This window comes from Variovorax sp. F042 (assembly GCF_057814215.1).
On the sequence record NZ_JBVASX010000008.1, the window covers coordinates 143,839 to 157,285 of the forward strand.

At 68.1% G+C, this 13,447-nt stretch carries 11 protein-coding genes; 2 read left to right on the top strand and 9 right to left on the bottom strand.

The genetic code is table 11. From position 1 onward, the window contains the following. Positions 1-12: 12 nt before the first annotated feature. From ACZYSP_RS23370 to ACZYSP_RS23405, 8 genes are all read right to left on the bottom strand, one after another. The gene (locus ACZYSP_RS23370; protein ID WP_489016874.1) at positions 13-810 is read right to left on the bottom strand and encodes a sulfite exporter TauE/SafE family protein; all 798 of its coding nucleotides are present in this window, start codon (positions 808-810) and stop codon (positions 13-15) included. Continuing rightward, the gene (locus tag ACZYSP_RS23375; RefSeq protein ID WP_489016876.1) at positions 807-2,324 is read right to left on the bottom strand and encodes an AMP-binding protein; all 1,518 of its coding nucleotides are present in this window, start codon (positions 2,322-2,324) and stop codon (positions 807-809) included. Before ACZYSP_RS23375 ends, ACZYSP_RS23370 begins: the two co-directional genes overlap by 4 nt. Positions 2,325-2,326: 2 nt before the next feature. Continuing rightward, on the bottom strand, positions 2,327-3,763 hold the full coding sequence (gene sauS / locus ACZYSP_RS23380; RefSeq protein ID WP_489016878.1) for an acylating sulfoacetaldehyde dehydrogenase: 1,437 nt from the start codon (positions 3,761-3,763) through the stop codon (positions 2,327-2,329). Between the two features lie 17 nt (positions 3,764-3,780). Continuing rightward, the gene (locus ACZYSP_RS23385) at positions 3,781-4,770 is read right to left on the bottom strand and encodes a tripartite tricarboxylate transporter substrate binding protein (protein WP_093082090.1); all 990 of its coding nucleotides are present in this window, start codon (positions 4,768-4,770) and stop codon (positions 3,781-3,783) included. After that, complete coding sequence (locus tag ACZYSP_RS23390; RefSeq protein WP_093179951.1) at positions 4,767-5,579, bottom strand: IclR family transcriptional regulator; 813 nt, start codon at positions 5,577-5,579, stop codon at positions 4,767-4,769. The genes ACZYSP_RS23385 and ACZYSP_RS23390 overlap by 4 nt, the downstream gene beginning before the upstream one ends. A gap of 136 nt (positions 5,580-5,715) precedes the next feature. Further along, positions 5,716-7,452, bottom strand: coding sequence for a cobaltochelatase CobT-related protein (locus ACZYSP_RS23395; protein ID WP_489016881.1), 1,737 nt, complete (start codon positions 7,450-7,452; stop codon positions 5,716-5,718). Further along, entirely contained in the window at positions 7,449-8,432 is a 984-nt protein-coding gene (locus ACZYSP_RS23400) for an AAA family ATPase (RefSeq protein WP_093082098.1), read from the bottom strand. The genes ACZYSP_RS23395 and ACZYSP_RS23400 overlap by 4 nt, the downstream gene beginning before the upstream one ends. A gap of 24 nt (positions 8,433-8,456) precedes the next feature. Further along, positions 8,457-9,275: an IclR family transcriptional regulator gene (locus ACZYSP_RS23405; protein ID WP_093059496.1), complete on the bottom strand. Its 819-nt coding sequence runs from the start codon at positions 9,273-9,275 to the stop codon at positions 8,457-8,459. Positions 9,276-9,447: 172 nt separating this feature from the next. Here ACZYSP_RS23405 and xsc point away from each other — a divergent pair, with 172 nt between their 5' ends. Then, positions 9,448-11,271 (top strand): sulfoacetaldehyde acetyltransferase, encoded by a 1,824-nt coding sequence (gene xsc / locus ACZYSP_RS23410; protein WP_093059498.1) that lies wholly within the window; start codon positions 9,448-9,450, stop codon positions 11,269-11,271. Positions 11,272-11,279: 8 nt separating this feature from the next. Then, positions 11,280-12,482, top strand: a complete 1,203-nt coding sequence (locus tag ACZYSP_RS23415) for an acetate/propionate family kinase (RefSeq protein WP_489016884.1) — start codon at positions 11,280-11,282, stop codon at positions 12,480-12,482. Between the two features lie 7 nt (positions 12,483-12,489). Here ACZYSP_RS23415 and ACZYSP_RS23420 read toward each other — a convergent pair whose 3' ends face one another. Continuing rightward, positions 12,490-13,440 carry a LysR family transcriptional regulator gene (locus ACZYSP_RS23420; RefSeq protein ID WP_489016886.1) on the bottom strand — a complete coding sequence of 317 codons (951 nt, stop codon included), beginning with the start codon at positions 13,438-13,440 and terminating at the stop codon, positions 12,490-12,492. Positions 13,441-13,447: the final 7 nt, after the last annotated feature.

Sequence of the window (13,447 nt, forward strand, 5' to 3'; positions counted from 1 at the left end):
CTGGTGGCCGACTTACCCGAGCAGACCGACCACCGACCGCACCACACTCACCAGCGCCAGCGCAATCAGCAGGTTCAGCACATGCCTCCTGAACTGCTCCGGCGAAACCCCCTTGAACGAGCGCTGTCCGTACCAGATGCCCGCGAGCATCGCCGGTGCCAGCCACAGCGCCCACTTGAGCGTGTCCGGCCCCAGCAGGTTGCCGGACGCGTGGGTTGAAGAAGGCATCAGCGCCGCGCAGATCAGCGACACCACGTCGCTGAACAGCAGCAGCGCAATCAGCGTGGCCCGCAGCGCGGCCGGTGCCATCTTCGCCGTGCTGAGCAACACCGCGATGGCGATGCCGCCGATGGCCGCCACGCCATTGATGAAGCCAGAGGCCAGCCCTGCCGCCAGCCGCACGCCGCGCGTGGGCACCAGCGTGACGTGCGCGCCGCCGCGCAGCAGCAGCGCGGCCGCCATCAGCAGCGCGCCGATCAGCAGGCGCAGCGGCGTCTCGGGCAGCCATGCGAGCAGCGCCACGCCGATGGGAATGCAGATCAGGTTGCCCAGCATCAGCCAGCTGAGCCAAGGCATGTCGACATCGCGCGCGATGCCGCGCAGCTGGCTCAGGCTCGCAAGAATCTCGAGCATGAAGATCGCGGGCACGACCAGCGCGGGCGACACCACCAGCGACATGCCTGCCACGGTGATGGCCGAGAAGCCGAAGCCCGCGAAGCCGCGCACGATGCCCGCCACGAAAACCACGCACAGGCTGTAGACCAGCGTTCCCGGCGCCAGCGGCGGCACCAGCAGTTCAGCCGCCGTCATGCCTCGAAAAGCGGCAACAGCTTCAGGCGCTGCACCTTTCCGGAAGGGCCGCGCGGCAGGTCTTGCACGAAGCGGTAGTGGCCGGGCGCCTTGTAGCGGCCGAGCGCGGTGGCGCTGAACTCGCGCAGCTCGTCTTCGGTGCAGGTGCAGCCTTCGCGCAGCACGATGCACACGCCGATCTCCTGGCCGTAGTGGCGGTCGGGCACGCCTACGGCAGCGGCTTCGAGCACGGCGGGATGTTGCAGCAGGGCTTCGTCGATCTCGCGCGGCGCGATGTTCTCGCCGCCCTTGATGATCAGCTCCTTGATGCGGCCGGTGACGAAGAAGAAGCCGTCTTCGTCGCGATGGCCGAGGTCGCCGGTGCGCAGCCAGCCGTCGGGCGTGAAGCTTGCGCGGGTGGCTTCCTCGTTCTTGTAGTAGCCGAGCATCACGTTGGGCCCGCGGATCACGATCTCGCCGGTCACGCCGGTGGGTACGGCTGCGAGCCGGTCATCGACCACGCCGGCCATGCAGCCCGACGCGCGGCCCACCGAACCGAGCTTGCGCGCGGCCGGGTCCATGGGGTTGGAGAACGAGGGCGCGGCCGTCTCGGTGAGGCCCATGGTTTCGACGATGCCGATGCCGAACATCCGCTCGAACGCACGCAGGTGCTCGGGCGGAAGCGCAGCCGAGGCCGAACGGCAGAAGCGGATGGCCAGCGTCTGCGCCAGCGGCGGCTTCGGGCCTTCGAGCAGGTACGAGATCATGGTGGGCACCACGTTGATCCAGCTGCACTGCGTTTGCGTGGCCTGCTCCCAGAAGCGGCCGGCTGAGAACTTCGGCGGCATCGCCAGGCTGCCGCCGTGCGCGAGCGGCGCGAGCATGGTCACGGCAAAGGCGTTGATGTGATACAGCGGCAGCACGGCGAGCACACGGTCGGAGGGGCGCAGCGCGTGCTCGACGCTGATGGCGTGCGCGTTGGCCGCGAGGTTGCGCTGCGTGAGCATCACGCCCTTGGGCACGCCCGTGGTGCCGGAGGTGTACATCAGCAGCGCGACGGCATCGGGCGAGGGCTGCGGTGTGTCGACGGCCGGTTCTTCCTCGTCGGGCAATGCATCGCCTTCGGGGTCGACCACGACCAGCGTCACGGGCCGGTCGAAGCCTTCGACGATGCCGCGCACACGCTCTTCCCACTCGGGCGCAACGCAGACCACACGGCAGTCGGAGTGCGAGAGCACATAGCGCATCTGCTCCGGCTGCGAGAGCAGGTTGACCGGGTTCACGCAGAAGCCGCCATGCATCGCGCCCAGCAGCAGCCGCAGGGTCTGCAGGCCGTTGGGCATGACGACGGACACCGTGTCGCCGGGCTGCATGCCGAGGCCGCGCAGCACGGCCGCCACGCGGCGGCAACCGGTCGCGAGCTCGCCGTAGCCCAGGTGGCGTTCGGTCTCGGTGGCGCGGGCATACACCGCGTGCGGCTGCTGCCGCGCCTGTTGCTCGATCAGCGCATGAACCGTTGTTGCAGCCGCCGTCATGCTTACTTCGCGCCGTGCTCGGCGAAGAAGGCGCCGAAGATTTCTTCCTCGCTCGGCACCTTCTCCGGAATCGGCCGCGACACGCGCGTGATGTTCAGGTAGTGGCGGTAGTTCATGTTGTCCGAGAAGTTGTTCTTGCCCCAGGTGCCGCAGCCCATCGACAGCGAGAACGGCAGGCCGTTGTCGAAGCTGCCGCCGGTGGCAATGCAGTGCGCCTGGTCGACGATGACGCGCGACACCGGCAGCGTGAGGCCCAGCGTGAGCGCGCGTTCGGGCACCGCGCTGTGCAGGCCCACCGAGTGGCCCGCGCCTTCGTACGCATAGATGCGTTCGACGGTGGCCATGGCGTGCGCGAAGTCGCGCGCCGCATACACCGCGAGCACCGGGCTCAGCTTCTCGCCCGAGAACGGATGGTCGTGGCCCACGCCGTCTTCGGCCACCATGAGGATGCGCGGATCGGCATCGGCAATTGCCAGCCAGGCGGCGCGGTTGGCGCCGTCGATGGCGGCCGCTCGCTCGGCGATGGTGCGTGCCGACTGGCCGATGACGGCGGGCGAGAGCTTGCCTTCGGGCCACATCAGCGCCTGCAGCGTGGCCTTCTGCGCGTCGGCGAGCATGACGGCGCCGCGATCTTTCAGCGCGGCGAGCGTCTGCGCGCGCACCGCGTCGACGATGACGAGGCTGTTTTCCGACGAGCAGCTGGTCGCGTTGTCGAAGGTCTTCGAACGCACGATGCGGTCGGCGGCCGCGGCGATGTCCGCCGTTTCGTCGACGATGCCCGCCACGTTGCCCGCGCCCACGCCGAAGGCCGGCGTGCCACTCGCATAGGCCGCGCGCACGTTGGCCTGCGAGCCGGTCGCCACCACCAGGTCGCACAGGCGCATCAGCTCGGCGGTCGATTGCTTGTTGAGCGGCGAGGGCAGCAGCTGCACCAGGTCGCGCGGCGCGCCGATGCGGTCGAACTGCTGGTGGATGAATTCGATGAGCCGCGCCGCCGTTGACCAGCCCTTGGGCGATGGCGCGACGATGACCGCGTTGCGCCCCTTGAGCGCATTGATGATCTTGTTGGCCGGCGTGGCACCCGGGTTGGTCGATGGCGTGACAGCGCACACCACGCCCACGGGCCGAGCGATCTCGACGATGCCGCGCACCGGGTCTTCTGCGATCACGCCGACCGAGCGCGCCCCGTGCAGGTCGCGCAGCAGGCCGAAGGTCTTGCGGTGGTTCTTGCGCACCTTGTCCTCGACGTTGCCCACGCCGGTGTCGGCCACGGCCAGTTCGGCCAGTTCGCGGTTGCGCGCCGGCTCGATGATGGCCCAGCCGGCCGCGACCACGGCGGTGTCGACCTGTGCCTGCGACCAGGTTTCGTAGATGCGCTGCGCGGCGCGGGCGCGCGCCACGAGTTCGGCGATGGGGGAAGAGGGGGCTGCGTTTTCCATGAGTCTGTCCGTGTCGATCAATCGACCTTGATGCTGGCTTCCTTGGCGAGCTTTTGCCAGCGCACGAGTTCTGTGGTGACGACCTTGCCGAGTTGTTCGGGCGTGCCGCCGACGCCTTCGCTGCCCTGCGCGAGCAGCTTGTCGCGGATGTCCGGTTCCTTCACCACCGTGTTGATCACGCGGTTGAGCTTGTCGATGGCGGGCTGCGGCGTCTTTGCGGGCACGAACACGGCGTACCACGAGTCCACGTCGAAGTCGGGCACGCCGGCTTCCTGCATCGTCGGCACGTCGGGGAAGGCCGCGCTGCGCTTGGTGGTGGACACCGCGAGTGCCTTGAGCTTGCCTGCCTTCACGAACTGCGCGGCCGCCGGAATCGACACCCACAGCAGCGGCACCTGCCCGCCCATCACGTCGGTCACGGCCGGGCCGCCGCCGCGGTAGGGAATGTGCGTCATGTGCGTGCCGGTGCGCAGCTTCAGCAGCTCGCCCGCCAGGTGCCCGGGCGAGCCGTTGCCCACCGAGGCGAAGGCGATGCTGTCGGGCTTGGCCTTGGCCAGCGCGATGAGTTCGGCCACGGTGTTGGGCGCGAACTGCGTGTTGGCCACCAGGATCTGCGGCAGCGACGCGACCATGCCGACTGGCGCGAAGTCTTTGGCGGTGTCGAAGCTCAGCTTGGCGTAGATGGCCGGATTGATGGTGTGCGAAGACAGAGTGAACAGCACCGTGTAGCCGTCGGGCGCCGACTTGGCAACCACCTCGGTGCCGATGGAGCCGGCTGCGCCGCCCCGGTTGTCGATCAGCACCGGCTGGCCCAGCAGCGTTTGAAAGCGCTCCTGCACGATGCGCGCAATCACGTCGGTGCCGCCGCCGGGCGGGTAGGGCACGATCAGGCGGATCGGCTTCGTCGGGTAGTCGCTGCCGTTCTGCGCCTGTGCGGCGAAGGGCGACGACAGGGCGGCGAGAGCCAGCAGCCCGGCGTGCAGCCAGGGGGCGAAGAACAACTTCATTCCGATCTCCTTCTCTTTGTGATGGGCGTCGGCGGCAACGGCACGGCCGGTGCGGCGTTCAAGCGATAGCCCAGCGTGACGCTGGCGTCGCGCGCGCAGGCCATCAGGTGATCTGCCAGCCCGCGTGCCTGTGTGCGTGCAAAGCGGATCGAGGGCACGCTCATGCCGACGGCGGCCACGGCTTCGCCGCGCGCATTGAGCACGGGCACGCCGAGGCCGCAGACGCCGATGCGCCATTCCTCGCGGTTCTCGGCATAGCCGCGTGCGCGCGAGCGTTCCAGTTCGCTGAAGAGGGCGTCGAAGTCGGTGATGCTGTTCTTCGTGTGCGCGACCAGCGTGCCCAGGCGCTCCTGCAGTGCCGGCACGTCGAGCGCGGCTGCAGCGAGCAGCGCCTTGCCCGAGGCCACGCAGTACGCCGCCGCCCGGCCGCCGATGCGCGAGTACGCGGCCACGGGCAGCGGGCTGTCGAACTTGTCGAGGTAGACGATCTCGGCGTCGTCCAGCACTGCGAGGTGGATGGTCTCGCCCGTAGCTTGTGCCAGCAGCGCGAGGTGGGGCCGCAGCAGCGCGCCGATGTCCGATGCATCGGACACCATGGCCCCCAGCTCGAACAGCCGCAGGCTTGGCCGGTAGGCGCTCGTGTCCGGGTCTTGCACGGCCCAGCCGCATTCGACGAGCGTCTGCAGCGTGCGGTGCGCATTGCTGCGTGCCATGCCGAAGGCCTGGGCCAGTTCGGTGACGCGGCAGTCGCGCTGTTGGCGCACCATCCATTCGATGGCGGCGAGGCCCTTGGCAAGCGTGGAGTCCATGAGGCTTTCTATGGGATATCCGATGTTCCAAATATTGGAACTGCGTTCCCGGATGTGAAACGCAATGTAAGAACGCTGGGTGCCCTTTGTCAATCAGGGACTTGGATGTAATGCCAAACGCCTCAGGCTGCAGGCCTCAGCGGCGATGGCGTCCGGCCATGAGTTCGATCACCTCGCGGAAGATGGTGTTGCCACTGGAGGTGGCCAGGTCGAGCACGTGACTGCGGCTGTAGTAGGGACTCAGGTCGAGGCCCACGCCGATGCCCGCAACGGCGATATCGCCGCGCTGCTCCTGGCGCGCGACCACGTCGCGCAGGTGGTGGTCGAGGTAGTGCGCGTCGTTGGCAAGATGCGTGGCGCTGTCCATCGGCGAGCCATCGGAAATCACGAGCAACAGCTTGCGCGCCTCGCTGCGCTGGCGAAGCCGCATGCAGGCCCAGTCGATGGCCTCGCCATCGATGCCTTCGCGGAACAGGTCGGCTTTCAGCAGTGCAGCCATCGCGGGGCGCGCGCGCCGCCATGGCGTAGCAGCACTCTTGAAGACGAGGTGGCAGCGCTCGTTGAGCCGGCCCGGGTGCGGCGGCCGGCCGGCGCGCACCCATTCGCGCTGCGGGCGCCCACCGTTCCACGCGCCGGTGGTGAAGCCCAGCACCTCGCTGGTCACCCCGGCCTGTTCGAGCGCACGCGCGAACACGTCGGCCATCATCGCGACCGACTCGGCATGCTCCTTCATCGAGCCCGAGCAGTCGATGAGAAAGGTGACGATGCAGTCGGCCACCGGCTCCATGCGCTCGGTGCGGAACAGGCGGCGCTCGGTAGGCGAGGCCACGAGCTGCGCGAGGCGGCGGCCGTCGATCAGGCCTTCTTCCTGGGCACCGTCCCAGCCGTCGCGCTCGGGCTCGGCCAGCAGGGCGCGCAGCTCACGCGCGAGGCGGGCGATGTTCACGCCCTGCGCGGCAATGCGGCGATCGAGCTTCTCGCGGTGGTCGGCGAGCACGTCCTTGCGCGCGAGCGTGGCGGCGTCGTGTTCGCGGTCGTAAGCGTTGGAGAAGACGCGGTATGCGCCACCTGCGTCGTCGAGCACCGCGCTGCGGCCCGACTCGGCGGTGGTGAAGCGCTCGACGATCTCCTGGTCCATGTCGGCCACGAGGCTGAACACGCTGCGCTTGTCGTCCACATGCGGGTCGCGCGCGGCGTTGCTGCCTTCTTCATCGGCTTCGTGCAGCATCGCGGCGACGGTGCGCGCGATGGCACGGGCGTGCACTGCGTAGGCGGTCTGGTCGGCGCGATCCTTGCGCAAACCTGCCAGCGCATGGCCGATCAGCGGTGCGAGCGCGAAGCGCGTGGCTTCGAGCATGTCTTCGGTTTCTTCCACCACCTGCTGGCCGCTGACGCGGGCGCGGCAGATCTGCGCCACGGCGTACAGCAGCAGCCCGCGCGCGGTGTCGGTCAGGCCCGAGTGATGAAAGGCGAGCGACCACTGCTCGTGCCGGTGCCGCAGGTTGTGCCGCATGCCGGCCATGACTTCGGGCGCCATCGCCTCGACGCGGAACTGCTCGAGCATTTCGAACAGCATGCGTTCGACCGGCTCTTCGGGGCGCAGGCTTTCGTGCAGCGCCGCGTCCGATTCGGTGAGCCGCAGCGCGAGCCCGTCGGCTACGCCACGGAACGAAGCGAAGTCGTCGGTGTCGGGCGAGGGATGCAGGTGCGGCGCAAACCACGGCAGCGCCACGCGGCCACGGTGCAGCCGCCGGCCGCGAAAGTGCAGGTCGCGCTCGCCGCTGAAAGCGCGCACCACGCCCGCGCAAAGCTCCGCGACCTGTTCCTCCTGCCGCACGCGGCGCTGCATCGCGCTCGCGGGTTCGGCATTCATTCGCGCGGGCCTGCAGAGAGCTGGTGCGACTCCTTCAGTTCGCGGTCGAAGCAGCGCTGGAAGTATTCGGCGACCAGGGGGCGCTCGGCGTCGTCGCACTTGTTGACGAAGGACAGGCGAAACGCCAGCGCCGGGTCCTTGAAGATCTCGATGTTCTCTGCCCAGGTGATCACGGTGCGTGGCGACATCAGCGTAGAGAGGTCGCCCGCCGCGAAGCCCTTGCGAGTGAGGTCGGCCACCGCCACCATCGACGCGACCAGCTTCGTGCCCGCCTCGTCGGCCAACGATGGCACGCGCGCCTGCACGATGGCGATCTCTTCATCGGCCGGCAGGTAGTTGAGCGAGGCCACGATGTTCCAGCGGTCGATCTGCGCATGGTTTAGCCGCTGCGCGCCGTGGTACAGGCCGTTGAGGTTACCCAGCCCCACCGTGTTGGCGGTGGCGAACAGGCGGAAGAAGGGGTGCGGCCGCAGCACCTTGTTCTGGTCCATCAGCGTGAACTTTCCGTCGCGCTCCAGGATGCGCTGGATGACGAACATCACGTCGGGCCGGCCCGCGTCGTACTCGTCGAAGACCAGCGCCACGGGGCGTTGCAGCGACCACGGCACGATGCCTTCCTGAAACTCGGTGACCTGCTTGCCTTCGCGCAACACCACCGCATCTTTGCCGACGAGGTCGAGCCGGCTGATGTGGCCGTCTAGGTTGAGCCGCACGCAGGGCCAGTTCAGCCGCGCCGCCACCTGCTCTATGTGCGTCGACTTGCCGGTGCCGTGCAGGCCCTGCACCATCACGCGCCGGTCGCGCGTGAAGCCCGCGAGGATGGCGAGCGTCACGTCGGGGTTGAAGCGGTAGACCGCGTCGACCTCGGGCACGTGGTCGTCACGTTCGCTGAAGGCTGGCACCCGCAGGTCGGTGTCGATGCCGAACACATCGCGCACGCTCAGCATCCGGTCGGGTCGAAGGTCGGCGGTATCGGTCACGTTGGGCTTTCAGGGAATGTGGGGTCAGGCCTGTGCGCGGTCGGAGGCCGCGTCGGCATCGATGCGGCTCAGCGCCTGTGCGGCGCGTTGCAGGGCGGGCAGCAGCGTCTTCGCCTTGGCGGCGTCGAGACGCATCACCGGCGCCTGTACAGCGATGCACAGGTTGGAAGGCGCGTCGTCGCCCGAAGGCACCAGCGTGGCGATGCACAGCAGGCCCGGGAGGAACTCTTCGTGGTCGATGGCGTAGCCGTCCTTGCGCACGCGCTGCACTTCCTTCTCCAGCGCCTCGGGGTCGGTCAGCGTCCGCGGCGTGTAGGGCTCCAGCGGCGCGTTCGACAGCAACCGGCGGCGCTGCGCCGCGCTCATCTGCGAAAGAAAGATCTTGCCGCTGGCCGAGCAGTGCACCGGCACGCGCGAGCCCGAGTGCAGGTAGAAGCGCAGCGGCGCGGCGGTTTCCACGCGGTCGAGGTACACGACCTCGCTGCCCGAAAGGGCGGTGAGGTTGCAGCTCTCGCCGATCTCTTCCACCAGCTGGCGCAGCACCGTGTGGCGCGCACCGTGCAGGCTGTCGTTGAGCAGCAGGTTCTCGGCCAGCCGCCGCAGCCGCGTGCCGATGCCGTAGTGCCGGCCGTCGCCTTCGCGTTGCAGCAGCCCCGCGCCTTCGAGCTGCTGGAGCATGCGGTGCAGCGTGGGCTTGGGCAGGCCGGTTTCTTCCACCAGGCCCTGCAGCGAGTAGCGCTGGTCTTTCGCGGCCATGACTTCGAGCAGCGCGAACAGGCGCATGGTGGGCGTGTCGCCCGCTGGTTCCTGCGCTTCCGGTGAGAGGCCTTTGACGATCTTCATGGGGCCGGATCATATTCTTTTTACGAAAAACAAGACAATACGTTCCGATTTTTGTAAATTGTTTGACGCCGCGGCGATGCCGACCTATATTCCGCCGGAATGAAATCCGGAACGAGAAGTTCCGACTTTTGACGCGCAACCACTGCCCACTTTCCTTCAGGAGACGCCTTCCATGAGCCAGAAGCAACCCGCAGCACCCACACGCGAAGCCGTCACCGGCGTGCAGAAGATGACGCCCTCCGAGGCCTTCGTCGAGACCATGGTCGCCAATGGCGTGACCGACATCTTCGGCATCATGGGCTCGGCCTTCATGGACGCGATGGACATCTTCGCGCCCGCCGGCATCCGCCTGATTCCGGTGGTGCACGAGCAGGGCGGCGCCCACATGGCCGACGGCTATGCGCGCGTGTCGGGCCGCCATGGTCTCGTGATCGGCCAGAACGGCCCCGGCATCAGCAATTGCGTGACGGCCATCGCGGCCGCCTACTGGGCGCACAGCCCGGTCGTGATGATCACGCCCGAGACCGGCACCATGGGCATGGGCCTCGGCGGCTTCCAGGAGGCCAACCAGCTGCCGATGTTCCAGGAGTTCACCAAGTACCAGGGCCACGTGAACAACCCCAAGCGCATGGCCGAGTACACGGCGCGCTGCTTCGACCGCGCCATCTCCGAGATGGGCCCCACGCAGCTGAACATTCCGCGCGACTACTTCTACGGCGAGATCACCACCGAGATCCCGAAGCCGATGCGCGTGGAGCGCGGCGCGGGCGGCGAGAACAGCCTGAACGCTGCCGTCGAGCTGCTGGCTTCGGCGAAGTTTCCGGTCATTCTCTCGGGCGGCGGCGTGGTCATGGGCGATGCGGTGGCCGAGTGCCAGGCACTGGCCGAGCGCCTGGGTGCGCCGGTGGCCAACGGCTACCTGCGCAACGACTCCTTCCCCGCGAGCCACCCGCTGTGGGCCGGCCCGCTGGGCTACCAGGGCTCCAAGGCCGCGATGAAGCTCATCGCGCAGGCCGACGTGGTGCTCGCGCTCGGTTCGCGCATGGGCCCCTTCGGCACGCTGCCACAGCACGGCATGGACTACTGGCCGAAGGACGCGAAGATCATCCAGGTCGAGGCCGACCACACCAACCTCGGCCTCGTGAAGAAGATCACCGTTGGCATCCACGGCGACGCCAAGGCCACGGCCAAGGAACTGCTCAAGCGCCTGCAGGGCAAGACGCTGGCCTGCGACGCCAGCAAGGCCGAGCGCGCCGCGAAGATCAAGGCCGAAAAAGCCGCGTGGGAAAAAGAGCTCGACGAGTGGACCCACGAGCGCGACCAGTTCAGCCTCGACGCCATCGAAGAAGCCAAAGGCGAGAAGACGCCCACCGGCGGCAGCTACCTGCACCCGCGCCAGGTGCTGCGCGAGCTCGAAAAGGCCATGCCGCCGCGCGTGATGGTCTCGACCGACATCGGCAACATCAACGCCATCGCCAACAGCTACCTGCGTTTCGAGGAGCCGCGCAGCTTCTTCGCACCGATGAGCTTCGGCAACTGCGGCTACTCGCTGCCGACCATGATCGGCGCCAAGTGCGCGGCGCCCGACCGTCCGGCCGTGGCCTATGCCGGCGACGGCGCCTGGGGCATGAGCATGGTGGAAATCATGACGGCCGTACGCCACGACATTCCGGTGACGGCCGTGGTCTTCCACAACCGCCAGTGGGGCGCGGAGAAGAAGAACCAGGTCGACTTCTACAATCGCCGCTTCGTGGCCGGCGAGCTCGAAAGCGAAAGCTTCGCAGGCATTGCCAAGGCCATGGGCGCCGAGGGCATCGTGGTCGACAAGCTCGAAGACGTGGGCCCGGCGCTGAAGAAGGCCATCGACATGCAGATGAACGAAGGCAAGACCTGCGTGATCGAGATCATGTGCACGCGCGAGCTGGGAGACCCCTTCCGCCGCGACGCGCTGTCGAAGCCGGTGCGCTTCCTCGACAAGTACAAGGACTACGTCTGAGCCATTCCATGACCGACTCGCTGCTGACGCTGAACGCGGGTTCTTCGTCGATCAAGGTTGCATTGTTCGATGCGGCTGGTGACGGCGATGCCTCGTTGCCGGCGGCGCGTTGGTCGGGGCAGGCGGATGGACTCGGCGCGGGCCTGAAGGCGCGGCTGCGTGTACGCGATGCCCAGGGGCAGACGCTGCACGATGCGGCGCTCGATGGCGCGCAGGCTTCGCATCAAGGCGCACTTGCGGCTTTGCTCGAATGGCATGCGCAGCAGGCCGATGGCCGGCGCATCGCGGCGGTGGGGCATCGTATCGTGCATGGTGGTGCGGACTTCGTTGCGCCGGTGCGCATCGATGCCTCGGTGCTCGATGCGCTCACCAAGCTTGAGCCACTGGCGCCGCTGCACCAGCCGCACAACCTTGCGGGCGTGCGCGCTGCAATGGCAGCGTTCGAAGGTGTGCCGCAGGTGGCGTGCTTCGACACGGCCTTTCATGCGGTACAGCCCGAGGTCAACCGCCGCTTCGCGCTGCCACGTGCGCTGCATGACGCGGGCGTGCGGCGCTATGGCTTTCACGGCCTCTCCTACGAATCGATCGTCGCGCAGTTCGCCGGCATCGCGCCCGAGTTGGCGCAGCGGCGCGTGATCGTCGCGCATCTCGGCAATGGTGCGTCGATGTGCGGCATCGCGCAGGGCCGATCGGTCGCGACGACCATGACTTTCTCGCCACTCGACGGGCTGACGATGGGCACGCGCTGCGGCCACATCGACGCGGCCGTCGTGCTGTACCTGATGCGCTCGCACGGCATGTCGGCCGACCAGGTCGAGGCGCTGCTGTTCCGCGAATCGGGCCTGCTCGGTATCTCGGGCGTGTCGAGCGACATGCGCGCGCTGGAAGCATCGGCCGAGCCCGCCGCGGCCGAGGCCATCGGGCATTTCGCCGAGCAGGTGGTGCAGCACATGGGCAGCCTCGCCGCCGCGCTGCGCGGTGTCGACGCCATCGTGTTCACCGGCGGCATCGGCGAGAACGCGGCCCCGCTGCGTGAGCGCATCCTCGAAGACTGCGAATGGCTGGGTGTGAACGTCGATGCGGCCGCCAATCGCAGCGGCGCCGCGCGGCTCACCACTGCCGAGAGTCCTGTCAGCGCGTGGGTGCTGCGCACTGACGAAGAGGCGGTGATCGCGCGGCACACGGCGAACGTGCTTCGCGTTGCTGGCTGAGGGCTTTCTAGCGAGCCGATGAAGCGCGCGGCACGCTGGCGCCGCAGTGGCGCAGGAAGTCGGCCGTCGCGCGGCCCAGCAGCTTGTCGCGGTGCATCACCGTTGCCAGCCGCCGCGTGCCCGCCGGCAATCGCGTGCGCAGCTCGATCAGATGGCCGTCTTCCAGCGCCTGTGCCACCGTGTAGCGCGACAGGCACGCCAGCCCGGTGCCCGAGGCCACCACGCGCTTGATCGCCTCGGTGCTGCCCAGTTCGAAGCCCACGCGCACCTGTTCGAGGTTCTGGATCAGCCATGCGTCCGTTACCTGCCGTGTGCCCGAGCCATGCTCGCGCAGCACCCACGTGGCTTGCGACAGCTGCTTGTGCGTGGCGACACGGCCCGCCAGTGCATGGTTGGGCGCGGCGACGATCACCAGTTCGTCTTCGCGCCAGGCGCGCACCACGAGGTCGGGGTGCGTCTGCGGGCCTTCGATGAAGCCGACGTCCACGTCGAAGCCCGCGACCGCCCGAATCACGTCGTGCGTGTTCGCGATGTGCAGGTGCACCTGGCTCTGCGGATGCAGGTGCGTCCATTGCGACACCTTCTCGGGCAGCAGGTACTCGCCGATGGTGAAGCTGGCCGCCACGCGCAGCGGCGCCGCATGCTCGCCGCTGAACAGCGCCTCGACCTCGCCCGCCTGATCGAGCAGCGCCTGTGCCTTGGGCAGCAGCGCGCGGCCGTTCTCGTTGAGCACCAGCCGGCGCCCGAGCCGGTCGAAGAGCAAAACGCCCACCGAAGACTCCAGGTCGGCCAGCGCGCTGCTCGCGGCCGATTGCGAACGCGCGATGCGGTCGGCTGCGGCGCGGGTGCTGCCTTCGCGCGCGGTGGCGACGAACACCTCCAGCTGCCGCAGGTTGAGGCGCAGGCGCTGGCTCGAAGTCTGACTCTGACTCTGAAGCTGATCTGTTTTTCCGGTCATGGTGAGC